14 protein-coding genes and 1 pseudogene are annotated in these 14,120 nt (G+C 37.5%); 1 reads left to right on the forward strand and 14 read right to left on the reverse strand.

Translation table 11 applies throughout. The annotated features are described in order from the left end of the window. Positions 1–27: 27 nt before the first annotated feature. The 6 genes and pseudogenes from lepB to MKX69_RS07665 form a co-directional block, all read right to left on the reverse strand. Positions 28–579, reverse strand: a complete 552-nt coding sequence (lepB, locus tag MKX69_RS07640; RefSeq protein ID WP_002294418.1) for a signal peptidase I — start codon at positions 577–579, stop codon at positions 28–30. Positions 580–730: 151 nt separating this feature from the next. Beyond that, entirely contained in the window at positions 731–958 is a 228-nt protein-coding gene (locus MKX69_RS07645) for a YozE family protein (RefSeq protein WP_002288398.1), read from the reverse strand. Between the two features lie 20 nt (positions 959–978). Then, a pseudogene (gene msrA / locus MKX69_RS07650) lies at positions 979–1,474 on the reverse strand (peptide-methionine (S)-S-oxide reductase MsrA). Positions 1,475–1,492: 18 nt separating this feature from the next. Next, entirely contained in the window at positions 1,493–2,206 is a 714-nt protein-coding gene (locus MKX69_RS07655) for a YpmS family protein (protein ID WP_341009617.1), read from the reverse strand. Between the two features lie 2 nt (positions 2,207–2,208). Further along, the gene (locus MKX69_RS07660; protein ID WP_341009619.1) at positions 2,209–3,105 is read right to left on the reverse strand and encodes an SGNH/GDSL hydrolase family protein; all 897 of its coding nucleotides are present in this window, start codon (positions 3,103–3,105) and stop codon (positions 2,209–2,211) included. A gap of 157 nt (positions 3,106–3,262) precedes the next feature. Then, complete coding sequence (locus MKX69_RS07665; protein ID WP_341009620.1) at positions 3,263–4,105, reverse strand: DegV family protein; 843 nt, start codon at positions 4,103–4,105, stop codon at positions 3,263–3,265. A gap of 131 nt (positions 4,106–4,236) precedes the next feature. On the opposite strand from MKX69_RS07665, the gene trhA reads away from it, so the two are divergent. Beyond that, a complete protein-coding gene (gene trhA, locus MKX69_RS07670) occupies positions 4,237–4,890 on the forward strand; it encodes a PAQR family membrane homeostasis protein TrhA (protein ID WP_002288393.1) in 654 nt (217 codons plus the stop codon). Between the two features lie 62 nt (positions 4,891–4,952). Here the strand turns inward: trhA and MKX69_RS07675 are convergent, their stop codons facing one another. The 8 genes from MKX69_RS07675 to MKX69_RS07710 form a co-directional block, all read right to left on the reverse strand. Then, the gene (locus MKX69_RS07675) at positions 4,953–5,480 is read right to left on the reverse strand and encodes a dihydrofolate reductase (protein WP_002298124.1); all 528 of its coding nucleotides are present in this window, start codon (positions 5,478–5,480) and stop codon (positions 4,953–4,955) included. A gap of 19 nt (positions 5,481–5,499) precedes the next feature. After that, positions 5,500–6,447 (reverse strand): thymidylate synthase, encoded by a 948-nt coding sequence (locus MKX69_RS07680; RefSeq protein ID WP_341009623.1) that lies wholly within the window; start codon positions 6,445–6,447, stop codon positions 5,500–5,502. Positions 6,448–6,458: 11 nt separating this feature from the next. Continuing rightward, the gene (locus tag MKX69_RS07685; RefSeq protein WP_033581979.1) at positions 6,459–8,342 is read right to left on the reverse strand and encodes an ABC-F family ATP-binding cassette domain-containing protein; all 1,884 of its coding nucleotides are present in this window, start codon (positions 8,340–8,342) and stop codon (positions 6,459–6,461) included. Between the two features lie 144 nt (positions 8,343–8,486). Next, positions 8,487–9,446 carry an IS30 family transposase gene (locus MKX69_RS07690; RefSeq protein ID WP_002330482.1) on the reverse strand — a complete coding sequence of 320 codons (960 nt, stop codon included), beginning with the start codon at positions 9,444–9,446 and terminating at the stop codon, positions 8,487–8,489. Between the two features lie 128 nt (positions 9,447–9,574). After that, entirely contained in the window at positions 9,575–11,647 is a 2,073-nt protein-coding gene (locus MKX69_RS07695) for a cation:proton antiporter (RefSeq protein WP_002324658.1), read from the reverse strand. 12 nt (positions 11,648–11,659) lie between these two features. Next, positions 11,660–11,935: a hypothetical protein gene (locus tag MKX69_RS07700; protein ID WP_002290188.1), complete on the reverse strand. Its 276-nt coding sequence runs from the start codon at positions 11,933–11,935 to the stop codon at positions 11,660–11,662. Positions 11,936–12,296: 361 nt separating this feature from the next. Then, positions 12,297–12,752: a hypothetical protein gene (locus tag MKX69_RS07705; RefSeq protein ID WP_002290187.1), complete on the reverse strand. Its 456-nt coding sequence runs from the start codon at positions 12,750–12,752 to the stop codon at positions 12,297–12,299. Positions 12,753–12,905: 153 nt separating this feature from the next. Then, complete coding sequence (locus MKX69_RS07710) at positions 12,906–14,114, reverse strand: CCA tRNA nucleotidyltransferase (RefSeq protein WP_002324657.1); 1,209 nt, start codon at positions 14,112–14,114, stop codon at positions 12,906–12,908. Positions 14,115–14,120 lie beyond the last annotated feature (6 nt).

Here is a 14,120-nt window from a genome sequence, read left to right on the forward strand (position 1 = left end):
CATCATTTGACAAAGAGCCATTGTTTCTCACTGGATCCATTTTATTTCATCAAGTGGATAATAGACAAATCTTGCTTTACCTAGAATATCAGTTTTATTGATCGTGCCAAACGAACGACTATCTTTTGAAACTCTTCGATTATCTCCAAGTACAAAATAATTATCTTCCGGAAGCTTGGATTGTCCCGTTAGCTCTTGTAGTGTAAAGTCCGTCGTATAGGATGCATTTGCATGATCTGATTTCAGGTTTTTAGTTAGATAAGGTTCCTTAACTACTTTCCCATTGATCTTCAATTGATCATTTTGGTAGCTGACATTTTCTCCTGGAAGACCGATTACTCGTTTGATATAAATCGTGCCATCTGCTAATTGAAAAACAACAATATCAAATCGTCTGATCTCCGAAAATTTTTCCATCACAACCATATCACCTTGCTTCAACACGTTTTCCATTGAATTGCCTTCCACTGGTACCGGGATGAATAAAAATCCCCGCAACATGAACGCAAGGAATACAGAAACAAGTAAGTATTTGAATACAAGCCAGAAGCGATTAATATAGCGTTGTTTTTTTGTCAATCTCTATCAATCCATCCCTCGTTTTTTCATTCTTTCTTTATTATAAGAAAAATATCAAAAAAATGCGACTAGATAGCTGAAATAAAAATAATTCTTTCAATTAGGCTATTGGACAAAAAACTTTTTTGATCATAAAGTACAAAACTATCTCTTATATGTCATGATTATTTTCTAAATATTTTTCCCATGCTTCGTCAAAGATATCCATGGACGGCAAATAGTCGACATTCAGTTCCAGATAATTAGAAATTTCTTCGTAGCTAGAGCTGTGCTTAGGAAATTGGATGTCTTTACCGGCTTCTGTAGCGAAAACAGATAAAGCATCATGTGTGCCACCGCCTCGCAGTGTCATTAAATAATGAAAAAAGCTTCGATTCACCCTTCGTTCCTCCAATTTTCTTAGATAAAGGCAGCCCGGCGTGCATGGTTTCTTTTAAAATTTTCAGGATGCTTTTTATAATACTCTTGATGGTCTTCTTCTGCTAGATAAAATGGTTGGGCTGGTTCGATTTTTGTAACGATTGGCTGTTCGAAACGTCCACTTTCAGCTAACTGTTTCTTACTTTTTTCAGCAATGATCCGCTGTTCTTCTGTCAAATAAAAAATCACCGGGCGATAATTGTCACCGCGATCCTCGAATTGTCCGAAAGCGTCAGTTGGATCAGTTTGCTGCCAGTAAAGTTCTACTAATTGTTCATATGAAATCAATGTTGGATCATAGATAATCTCCACTGCTTCTGTATGTCCAGTCGTTTGGCTTTTTACTTGTTCATAAGTCGGATCTGGTACATTGCCCTCCAGTATATCCTGACATCACTGTATGGATACCAGGAAGCATGTCAAAAGGCTGGATCATACACCAGAAGCAGCCTCCTGCAAATATTGCTCGTTCCATTATGATTCCCCTCTAATACTACTCATCCGATGATTTTTTATTTTCTTTTGTCTTGCTTTCAGTACTGCTGGTGCTAGTTTTGTTGGTATTTAAGTTGTTTGAAGCATCAGAGGTATCTTTTGGCAAATATAGACTAAACCGAATGTCATCATTTACTAAGTCGATTTTATCTGCTTTAATATACATCCCGTTTTGCATTCGGAATTGATCCAACCTAAGCATGATAGTCAGATCATCTGTATTGACTTCGATCCAATCTGGTAATTTATAGTTTCTCTTGATCATATTCATCACATCTTTGATTGGCAAACTCAATGTTCCGATAGAAAGACTTCTAGCTTTTAGTTGGACATTTCCGTTTTCCATCACATACGGATCAAAATATAAATAGAAATCGATAGGAAAACCTAGTACTTCGAAAGTACCATTGAGTAGTGCTTCATTTTCCAAATAAAATTTATATTCAATATCACTATCTTTTTGATACTCACTAAGGAAAAAGCTGATGATTTGATTGACTTTTTCTTTATTTGAATTGATCGTTAAGACAGGATCTCCTTGTCTTTCCGTAAGAGCTGGTATTTCTGGGAGTTCTGGTTCCCGATTAGCAAAAATACGGCTGCCTAAAAATACGGTCGAACCAAGTACTACCCCAAGAAGGATAAGGAAGGCGAATTTCCAGTAATTTGTTTTCTTTGTTTTGTTTGAAGATACGTCAGATCTTGTTTTCATGTTTATTGATCATCCTCCTTCTCTAGCCATTGGTTTTGTGTCTCGATCAGCTGATCTCTCACTGCATTTGCCATCAATTGATAACCTAAATTATTTGGATGGAAATGATCTTCTTCATAGAGCACATTATTTTTGATGCCATTTAGATTTTCTGTCGTGCTAGTTGTTTGATCTGTTCCTTCTTCTGTGACACCTACTTCCTGATTCAATCCTTGATAAAGCAAATCATTGATTGGGATAAAGTAGCAGTTCGGCATTTTTTTCGTCACCGTTTCTGTTCCTTTGTTCCAATTGTTAACAATTATCTGCATGTCAGTGATCTCAGGAAAGTTCAAATAAAATGGATTGTAGATGCCTAAAATGTAAATAGGTGCGGTTTTATTGAGGGATCGAAATTCTTCCAATAGTTCTGTGACATTTTCCTGATAGTTTTTCAGTGGCTTTTTAAAGGAATTGACCGTTAACCCGAATAAATTATTTTGGATAACTTTCATCAAATCATTACCGCCAACAGTCAGTGTGATAAAATCAGCTGTTTTGATATTGTTTCGAATTTCTTCTTTTGTTTTTACTCGCTTTAAGATCTGGTCACTTCGTTCACCATTTACACCATAGTTTTCTGTTTCAACCGCGGTCAAATTATAACGGTCTTTTAGATCATTTGCGACAAGGGGAACGAATCCTCCTTGCTTGGTTTGATCTCCTACTCCTTCAGTCAGCGAATCTCCGATAGCTATGTAGTGAAGTTTTTCTTTTTTATTTGGATCTTCTCTCACAGTAGTTACTGGTTTCATTAGTGGGCCAGCTTTCGGTATAGAAGCAGCTAAACCTACATAGATGATGATCGCAATTAATAATGGGAACAAAACGAGGATCAAATGTCGTTTCGTTAATTTCATTTTTTCACCTCTTGTATTCGATTGGTTCTAATGTTATCAAAAATTTTATCAAAAAGGTAGTCTTTATGAAAAAAGAAAACAATTATTTTCCTAATTTTATAAAGAAAAAGAGAATAAGCTGCAAGCCTTTCAGGATGAGGGCTTATCCTCTTTTCGACTAATCTACATAATACATGATTGCAAACGCGTCTTTACCAGTATGCGTAGCGATAACCGGATTCGTATGCAGTACAGGGATATGCATGTCCGGGAATAATTCTTGCAAACCCACTTTGAATTCTTGCGCCAATTCTTTTGCATCCGCATGTGAAATACCGATTTGTCGCACATTTGGCAATTCTTTCAGTTCATTTTTCAAATTATTAAACCATTTATCGAACGTTTTCTTTCCTCGCCCCTTAGTTACAGGGATTAATTCAGAATGGGCGAAATTCATCACCACGCGTATGTTCAAAACACTAGACAGCAAACCAGTTGTTCGGCTGATTCTTCCACCTTTTACCAAGTTATCTAGTGTGGATATTCCGATGTATAATTTTGTATTGTCTTGTACTTTTTTGACTTCTTCAAGGATTTCCTCTACTGTTTTACCTTCTTTTGCTAATTCAGCTGCTCGAATTACCTGAAAAGATAATCCTTGGTCAGTGGTATCACTGTCGATAACCGTTACTTTCGTTTTTGTTAGATTACTGGCTTGTCTTGCTGCTTCTACTGTTCCACTCAAGCCTTTTGTCATATGGATCGAAATCACTTCACTGCCGTCTTCTCCTAGCTCATCATACATCGAGATGAATTCTCCAATCGGTGGTTGGCTTGTTTTGGGCAGATTTTTTGCTTTCGCCATCATTTCCATAAATCTTTCGCCGTCTAGTTGGTCATCATCGGGATATACTGTTCCGTCGATCATGATGGATAGCGGCATGACACGAATGCCTAAAGCATCGCGTACATTTTTTTCCATCGTACATGAAGAATCTGTTACGATTTTTACATTTGTCATTATTTTCTCTCTCTCTTTCTTTAACAAGATGTCTTATTCATGTTAAACTACATGTAAGACAATTTCTATTTTTAGTATAACAGACAAATAATGATTTTTCATTAATTACACCTAGTAAAGGAGCCGTTTTCATGGAAAAAACGAAATTTAATCGAACGTATGAAATATTAAATGAAGTGTTTAATGCAGTCACCCATGGAATTGGGACTGGATTGAGTATCGCGGGACTAGTGGTTCTTTTAGTAAAAGGTGCCCACTTGCATTCCTCCCTCCATATTGTCTCTTATGCTATCTATGGATCGATGATGATTCTTTTATTTTTAACGTCTACTTTGTTTCATTCATTGATTTTTACAAAAGCAAAAAAGGTGTTCCAAGTATTCGATCATAGTTCGATTTTTCTTTTGATTGCAGGAAGTTATACTCCTTTTTGTTTGCTGAGTATCCGAGGATGGCTAGGTTGGACTTTATTTGTATTAATCTGGTTGTTTGCGATTCTTGGCATTATATATAAAGCGTTGACGTTGCATAAACGGGAGAGAGTATCAAAAGTATCTACGATCATCTATATTTTTATGGGGTGGCTCTGTGTCGTGGCTGCTGTTCCTCTTTATCACTCTCTTGGAATGACTGGTGTTATTTTGATGGTAGCAGGCGGGCTTTCTTACACGATAGGCGCATTCTTTTATAGCTTGAATTCTATCCGCTATATGCATGTTGTTTGGCATTTGTTTGTTATGTTAGGTGCAGGTTTTATGTACTTCTCTGTTTTATTCTTTACTTAATAAAAAAAATAAAGCTATGGATGGGACAGCTCTAAATAACAGCTAGTCTATCCATAGCTTTTTTATATCGTCAATTCGCCTGTCCCGCTTTTTACAGGATTCTCATTACGCTGATACGTTTCAAATTGATGCGGATAACGATTTTTTTCATCTATTTCTCCTTGACTAGTATTGATCAGTGACCAATCAGACCAGTCAACAGGTGGAAAATAAGCATCTCCATCGAATACATGATGGATGACTGTACGGTATAATATCGTACAAAATGGCAGAAATTCTTGATAAACAGCTGACCCTCCAGCGATGAAAAAGATACCATCTGTTTCTTTTTCCAGAGCAAGCACGTCTTCCACACTATGCATGACATGCACGCCTTCTGCTTTATAGGAAGAATCTCTCGTCAAAACAATCGTCTGACGATTCGGCAACGGACGGCTACCCATCCCTTCGAAAGTTTTTCGTCCCATCACTAGTGTATTTGCTTCTGTCATTTGTTTGAAGAATTTCAGATCATTTGGCAAACGCCAAGGAAGACGGTCTTCTTTTCCAATCAATCCGTTTTCATCCTGTGCCCAAATTGCAGCTAACATTTTCTCATCCTTTCTGATTCTAAACAGCGATAGGAGCTTTGATCGCCGGATGTGGGTCATATCCTTCTAATTGGATATCTTCCATCTCAAAATCAAATACTGACTGCTTTTCCTGATTCAAAACTAAAGTCGGAAATGCGCGTATTTCTCGGCTCAATTGTTCTTTCATTTGTTCGATATGACTGATATAAAGATGAGCGTCTCCTAATGTGTGAACAAATTCGCCAACCGCTAAACCTGTTTCATGTGCAATTAGGTGAGTCAGCAACGCATAACTTGCAATGTTGAACGGAACGCCTAGAAACACATCCCCACTGCGTTGATACAATTGGCAGCTTAGCCGTCCCTCTTGAACATAAAATTGAAACATCGTATGACAAGGAGGCAAAGCCATGCTAGGAACATCTTCCGGATTCCATGCAGAAACGATCAATCTTCTAGAATCAGGAGTCTTTTTGATTGCTTCGATCACTTCTTTGATTTGATCGATAAAGCCACCGTCTTTTGTTTCCCAGTGACGCCATTGATAGCCGTAGATGTGTCCAAGATCGCCGTATGTTTCAGCAAAGGAATCATCGGTTAGGATCTTCTCGCAAAAAAGCTTGCTCTGCTTTTTATATTCTTCATTGAATTCAGGATCTGTCAAACATCTATGGCCAAAATCAGTCATATCTGGTCCATTATAGTCTGGACTTTTGATGTAGCGTTCAAATGCCCATTCATCCCAAATATGGTTTTTATTTTGTAATAGATAGCGGATATTCGTATCTCCTTTTAAAAACCAAAGCAATTCGCTTTTGATCAATCCAAAAGGTACTCGTTTCGTTGTTAACAAAGGAAACCCTTTTTGCAGATCAAACCGCATTTGGTATCCGAATAAGCTTAATGTGCCTGTGCCTGTTCTGTCTTCTTTACGATGCCCTTCTTCCAACAATTTTCTTCCTAAGTCAAGATACGCTTGTTCCATCCTTTTTCCTCCTAATCTTCTACCCATTCACTCAAGTATTCCCACCGTGCCATTTTTTCTTCAAGTTGTGCTTCTGTTTCAGATACGTCGTTTTGCAATTCTTGTAATCGAGTGAAATTATCTCCTTGATGATTCATCTCTTCTTGGAGCAATGAGATTTTTTCTTCAAGTTCTGCAATCTCATCTTCAATCGTTTCCCATTCTTTTTGTTCCATGTAAGATAATTTCTTCTTTTCAGCAGGTTCCTTGCTCTGTATTTTTGGTTTCGCTTTTTCAGCAGGCTGCTGGGTCTCTTTTTGCTTCAGTAAATAACTGGACATGTTTCCGTAATAAAGTTCTTGTTTTCCGTTTCCTTGGAATACTAATAACTTATCTGCTACCTTGTCCAAGAAATAACGGTCATGGGAAACAGTGATCACAGCACCTGGAAAACTTCTAAAATAATCTTCCAAAATCGTCAATGTTGCTATGTCCAAATCATTGGTCGGTTCATCCAATAATAAAACATTAGGTTGCTGGATCAGCAGTTTCAACAAAAATAACCGGCGTTTTTCTCCGCCTGAAAGTTTGCCTATCAGTGTCCCATGCATAAATCTTGGAAATAAAAATCGTTCAAGTAATTCTGCTACTCCGATTTGACTGCCATCTGCTGTTTTTGCTTCTTCAGCAGCTTCTTGTAAGTAAGCAATCATCCGTTTATCTGGTGCCATTTCTTCATTTTCTTGTGTATAATACGCGAGATGAACCGTTTCACCGATAGACATTGTACCGCTATCCAGGGGAATTCTGCCAGCTAGAATATTAAGCAATGTCGATTTTCCCGCACCATTTTTACCAGTAATACCTAGTCTTTCCCGAGATTGAATCAGTAAATCTAAATGTTCTAGCAGTGTTTGGTCATTTATACGGTAACTGCCATCTTTGATTTCCAGTACTTTTTTCCCTAAACGTTGTGTCGCTAGGTTCAGCTCTAAATCATCTTCTTGGTTTACTTGGTACAAGTTCTCCTTTAGATCTTCGAAACGGTTGATCCGTGCTTGCTGCTTGGTGCCACGTGCCTGTACGCCAGCCCTCATCCAAGCTAATTCCTGTTTATAAAGCCGCTTGCGCTTTTCTTCTTGTTCTACTTCTACACGATCACGTTCTGCTTTTTCTAAGACGTAAGCTTCATAATTTCCTTTATACTCGTATAATTTTCCAAATGAAAGTTCGAAGATTCGGTTTGCTACTCTATCTAGAAAATAACGATCGTGGGTAACCATCAATAGTGCGCCACGGTATTGTTTCAAATAGTTTTCCAACCACTCGATCGCTTCATAATCTAAATGGTTTGTTGGTTCGTCTAGTAATAGTAAATCGGGTTCATCAATCAACACTTGCGCCAGACTAACTCGTTTTTTCTGACCACCTGATAAAGTACTGATTTTTTTATCTAATTCACTGATTCCTAATTTTTGCAAAATAATCTTTGCGTTGGTATCTGTAGTCCAAGCATCTTCTTTATTCATTTGTTCTTCTGCTTTAGCATAACGTTTTTGCACATCAGGGTCTTCTCCGTTTTCCCCTAGTTCGATCAATGCTTCCTCATATGCTCGAACAGTTTGGATCAAGGGGCTGTTTCCTTGAAAGACTGCTTGGAGAACAGTTAATTCATCGGAAAATTCAGCTGCTTGAGAAAGATAACCAATACGGTAATCAGTTGGATAAAACACTGTTTGCCGATCACCGTCGCCGCTATCGATACCGGCAATAATATTTAAGAGACTTGTTTTACCCGTCCCGTTCGTCCCAATCAACCCGATACGGTCTTTTTCGTGGACCAAAAAAGAAATCTGGTCAAACAAATCTTTTTCACCATAAGTTTTTTTGAGGTCAGTTACTTTTAATTCTTTCAACATGTTCCCTCCTTATCTTGGATATTGTATCATAAAAATAGTGAACTTCAGGAAAATTTTTTTGGTATTTGTTCTTTTTGTGTTCTCAAAAAAAGAACAGGACCGATTCGATCCTGTTCTGATATGTTTTGTTTTTCTTAATTGTCAAATTAAGTTAGACAAATCATCAATACTTACGTAACTCAAAAATACTTCCAAAGGTGTTCGATAATCCAGTGATTTTCTAGGAATATTATTTCGTTTAGATGTGACAGATTGAATAAAAGATTCATCTACTGAATTGAAATCCATAGATTTCAATAAACCATCTCTACGTAACAATCCGTTAGAATTCTCGTTTAGGCCTCTTTGAGACGGTGTTCCTGGATCAGCGAAATAAATGGCAATATCATTGGCATTACTGATTTGTTTCCAATTTGAAAATTCCTTTCCACAATCAAAAGTGATGGATTTGAATAGATTTTTCGGTACAGATTCAAACCAATGATTTAATTTTTTTTCAATATCAATCGCTTGTCTACCACACGGTTTCAATGTAATGATAACTTTTGATAATCGTTCAACTAAGGTAATTACAGCACTTTTATGTTTCAGACCTACGATAGTGTCACCTTCAAGGTGACCAAACTCATTTGAGAATTGGCTATAATCTTTTTCACGTTCATGAATAGAGCGGCGGAAAGCTTGTTTTCCACGCCTTTCTTGATGTCCATTCGGTTTACGCTTGCCTTTCATCGGTAAGTCAGAAGGATTAAATAGCCCCTTTTTGAACATACGATAAATGGTACGAGCAGAACAACGAATAGGAAACGCTGCACGACCAACAATCACATCGGGTGTCCATCCTTGAACAACCTTTCTTTGAATATATTCTGATTGTTCCTCGGGTAAAACAAGCGGGCGTCTACCACAGTTTGATTTGTTTTTCTTATACTGTTGATAGTATTCTAAGGCTGATTTTCCTTGCTTGAAGAATAGGTATACTTTATGGATCGTTTGTCTTGAACGATTCAAGCAATGCGCAGTTTTCGCAACAGATTGATTTATTTTGAAATAAGACTCTATCATTACAAGTTCATCCGTTGTAAGATGGGTATAGGTCATTTGTACTCACTCCTTATAATTCTTTGGTCAGAACTATTTTGAGTGTAGCACAAATGGCTTTTTTAGTTGTCTAGCTTAATTTTACAATCGGCGTTTTTATAAAACTTGAAAATTTTTACCTTTTTATTTTATTGGACTCGTTTTTTTGACTTTGCTCGAAACGCAAATCGGAAAGAAAAGTTATCAGATGGTTTGTTCATCGTATAAGATTCTAACAAATTGATATTCCTGCGATAGCTGTTCGCAGAAAACGTCGTGATTTTCTCAGCAACTTCGTATTCATCAATGATTTTTCTTTCAAGATAATAACCTCTTAGCATTTTTTTCGTAAACAGACTATCTTGCTGGATCATCCACGAAGAAATCAAATTCCCCGAGTTCATTTTTATTCCTTCAAGTTTGCGTTGCTGGATAAAAAATTGAACCATCGTTTCATCATAAATATCAGTCAAGTTATCTAAACTTTCAATAATCAACTGAGTATTTTTTTGATATGTCTCTCTGATTTCTTGGATATCTTCATCACTAATAAATGTCTGACGATCAGCATATCTTCTTTGCCAAAACATTTTCGGATGGAGAACGATTCGCATTAACCTACGGACAACAATGAACCAAAAGCCGATAAAAGACAAAATCTGGCTTGTGATAGAATGTTCGAATCGAGAAAGAAAACGGGAGTAAAAACGATAACCATTAGAAGAAAGCTTGCCCGAACGATAACTTTCATCCAATCCATCCCGTTCGATCGACAAAATCAGTGCTTGTATTTCTTGTACTTCTTGCTTTTCATCATCGGTTAAATCTTCCAAGTACAGATCACGTATCCGTTCTTGATAATTTTCTATCACTGCTTCAGTGGCTAAAAATTCTTTTGTATTACGATCAATTTCCTTTATTTCTTTTCGCAAAACTTCAACGACCTCTTCTAAAATCATCAAAGCATTCAAATCCGTGCTTTTCGCTTCCTCTGTTTCCGTCAGCATAGGCAAGACAATGATCCCTATGACCAAAGTCACTAAGATGACACCCGCCGTCAGAAACAAAAGCAAAGACCGCTGGTAAAACATCATATTATTGATTGAAAATGGCAAAATAAAAATCGTAGCCAAACTGACTGTTCCCTTTACACCGCCAAATGTTAAGATCAAGATCTCGTTCAACTGTTTTTTGAACTTTTTACTGCCATCTTTGAATACATAAAAAAGACTGATAGAAATGAATCTGATCACAAAAAGCATGACAGAGATTAATACGATAATCGCTAATAAAAGACCGTTTGGATATAAACCGTCTCCCCATACTGGCGAGAACACTTGCGTCAATTCGATTCCTAAAAATATAAATACTAATGCATTCAGTGTAAAAGCAATAGTTGTCCATGTACTGTGGGACAAGCTCGACAATTCTGCATCAAACACAGAGATTTTCCTAAAACCAGAAGCTTGGAGAATACCTGCTGCCACTGCAGCAATGATTCCAGATACATCAAATGCCTCTGCCAATACATAGGCTAGAAAAGGAAGCAAAAGTTCGATCAGCAGATACCCTGTGACATCTTGTGCTGATGCTTTTTCGATCAAATGAATTATTTTTTGTTTGAACCAGACAAGCAAAAAGCCGATCAAAGCTCCCCCAATACTAGAAACTACTAGACTCATCCCCGCGTTTACTGCTGAAAAAGATCCGGTGATCAGCGCACCAAGAGCAAACTGGAAGGCAGTAACACCAGATGCATCATTCAAAAGACCTTCTCCTTCCAAAATATGCATCGCCTTTTTAGGGATATTCACTCGTCCAGAAAGAGAACTGACTGCTACCGCATCTGTCGGACCTAACGCTGCTCCAAAAGCAAAGCAGGCAGCAAGTGGGACACTTGGCAACAGGAATGATAACGTCGCACCTACCCCGACAAGGGTCAAAATGACTCCTCCAAATGCCAAGAACAAAATTGTCCCGAAATTTTTGAGAATCGAAGAAATATCTGCTTTTTCTCCTTCTCTAAATAACAATGGTGCAATAATCATAACTAAGAACAATTCAGGTTCAAAATCGATTGATTGTCCCCACTCTGTCAGACCTAATACCACTCCAAGGAAAATTTGGATCAGTGGAGCTGGAATCATTGGCAAAATGCGGCTAGCTATGTTCGATAAGGTGATCGTTACTGCAAATACAATAACTAACTCAGCAAATTCCATCGTCCATCCCCTTTATTTTTTATTTTGTGTAAGCATTTTTAAAAATTGTTCTTTTTTCTTTAAAATTTTGGTTTCGACTACTTCAACCTGTGTTTGGTTTCCCTCTAATTCACACTGTACACGTTTTGACTCCAAACGAAGCAGATCATGTTTCAGACGTTCCAACTGACGATACATCAATATATTTCTTTTACGCAACTTACAAAGTATTTGACGGCGGTCATCCATCGAAAGGGCGCCATAGCGATCATGCAACAGTTTTTTTTGTTGTTCAAAACTCTCTCTCATTTTCCAGATCTCCTATACACAAACTTCCATCATTATAACAAAGTTCTTTTTGGATGAAAAATATTTCATTGTTTCATCGTTTATTGCTAGTTAGAAATTTCCATAAATTTTTCAACGCCTCATTCTATTCCAAATAGTATCAGATATCAAGTAAAACTTAAGAAAGATAAAAGTTTCTGACAAAAGGATGTTTACTTTTCCATTCCTGCCTTTCTTGTTCTTTTATCACAACAAAAAAATGGGGCTGCGACAAAAATCTTGTCACAGTCCCTTATTCTGAATAAACGGTGTGGAAGAGACAGCTTATCAGTAGTAATAAGACACATCTCTTTCACAGCCTCATTTTTGCGTAAAAATCGATTTATTCGAAAAATTCCCCGTATACATCTTCTACACGTTGATCTGGATTGATCACGATATACAAGTTACCTGTTTTTTCGCTGATTTTTGTTGATTGATATTGATTGTCTAATCCTTCTGTTCCTTTATCTAGATATGGGAAGTACACAAGATCAGGTGTGCCATTTCGGTAAAGGATTTCCATTCGCTCGATATCTTCGTATTTCAATGCGCGATTAAACATGCCCATTTCCAGTCCGCCTAGGTTGATATCATGTGTCGCAACTGCGTCCCCTTCATGGAAGATTTCGATTTTAAATCCAGCACACGGATGGATTTCAACAAATTCACTGCCATTGATTCGTCCAAAACTTGTTGTGATTTGTTTGATCCAAAGATCGCCGATATGACGGCGGTTGATCGTCCAGGTTTCTCCATTTCTAAAATAAAATTTTAGCGCTGTCATTTCTTTACTCATTAAAAAGACTCCTTTATGATGTAATTTATTCTTGTACTACCTCAGTTTAGCACAAATTTATGTAAGTGGTCACATCTTATGTTTTTTCTTCTAATGACGTATCTGCCCACTTTAAGTAGCCAACAAAGCTGAGCAGATACAGTCTAGTGTTTTTTAAATCAATTTTTCTTTCGATAAAAAATCCAAAACCTGTTTTTTATCATTTTTTATTCTTTGTTCTACGACGGCTTTTTCAGCTAATTGCAAAGCTTCACTAACCCACTTACCAGGTTTTTTTCCAGTTTCTTCTAGCAAGATTTTACCATCTACTGCTAATTCGCTTAATGACTTGATAGGTAAACGATCATAGGATTCTCCTACGGCATCCATCTGAGGTGTTTCGTCAAAATAGATCATCAATTCTTCTACTTGCAGTGCATGTTTTTTGCCTAAGAAGTACAATTCGAATGGTTCCAAAGCTCCAGTTTCTCGTTGTCGTAGTCCTTGGACAAGTGCTTGAACGTCTTTAATCATTTGGTTAGAACACTTCCACGATTTCAAAAAGGAACGAATCTCATTTTCTTTTAGACCCAGTTGGCTGATCAATAATGTCCATACTTGGCTCTCTTCTTTCAATGGGACGGATGGTAATTCAGCAAAACGTAAAAGTGCTTCGCCTTCTTCTTTCAAACCGGGACAGCAAATGTAGCACTCTGTTTCAATAAATGCATGGATTCCCGCGGCCCGTTCATTTCCCAAGAGCATCTTGATGAATTCCACATTTATACGTTCTACAGATATTTTACCTAATAGCTCGTGGTTTTCTTTGATGGCGTAGAAGGTTTCTTCCTCTAATTTGAACCCTAGTTGACTGACAAAACGCAACCCGCGCATCATTCGTAAGGCATCTTCATGGAACCGCTCATGAGGATTGCCTACAGCTCGCAAGATCTGTTCTTCTAGATCTTGCAGACCATCGAACAAATCGATGATTTCTCCATCTTCTTTCAAAGCAAACGCATTGATCGTAAAATCTCTTCTTTTCAAATCTTCTGCCAACGAACGAACGAATTCGACATGATCTGGTCTGCGGTAGTCCTGATAAGTTGATTCCGTCCGAAATGTGGTGATCTCATATTGTTCATCATTTTCTAATACCAACACAGTTCCATGTTCGATCCCAATATCTATCGTTTTTGGAAAAAGCTGTTTGATTTCTTCTGGAAATGCGCTTGTTGCGATATCCACATCATGGATTGGCTGGTTCAGCAAGATATCACGAACACTTCCACCTACAAAATAAGCTTCATATCCTGCATTCTCTAATTTTTTCAGAACTGGAATTGCCTTTTGGTATTCCAGAGGTAATTGTTTTAATTTCATTTTTCC

The organism is Enterococcus sp. FSL R5-0957 (genome assembly GCF_038008005.1).
In the GTDB taxonomy this organism is placed as follows: domain Bacteria; phylum Bacillota; class Bacilli; order Lactobacillales; family Enterococcaceae; genus Enterococcus_B; species Enterococcus_B faecium.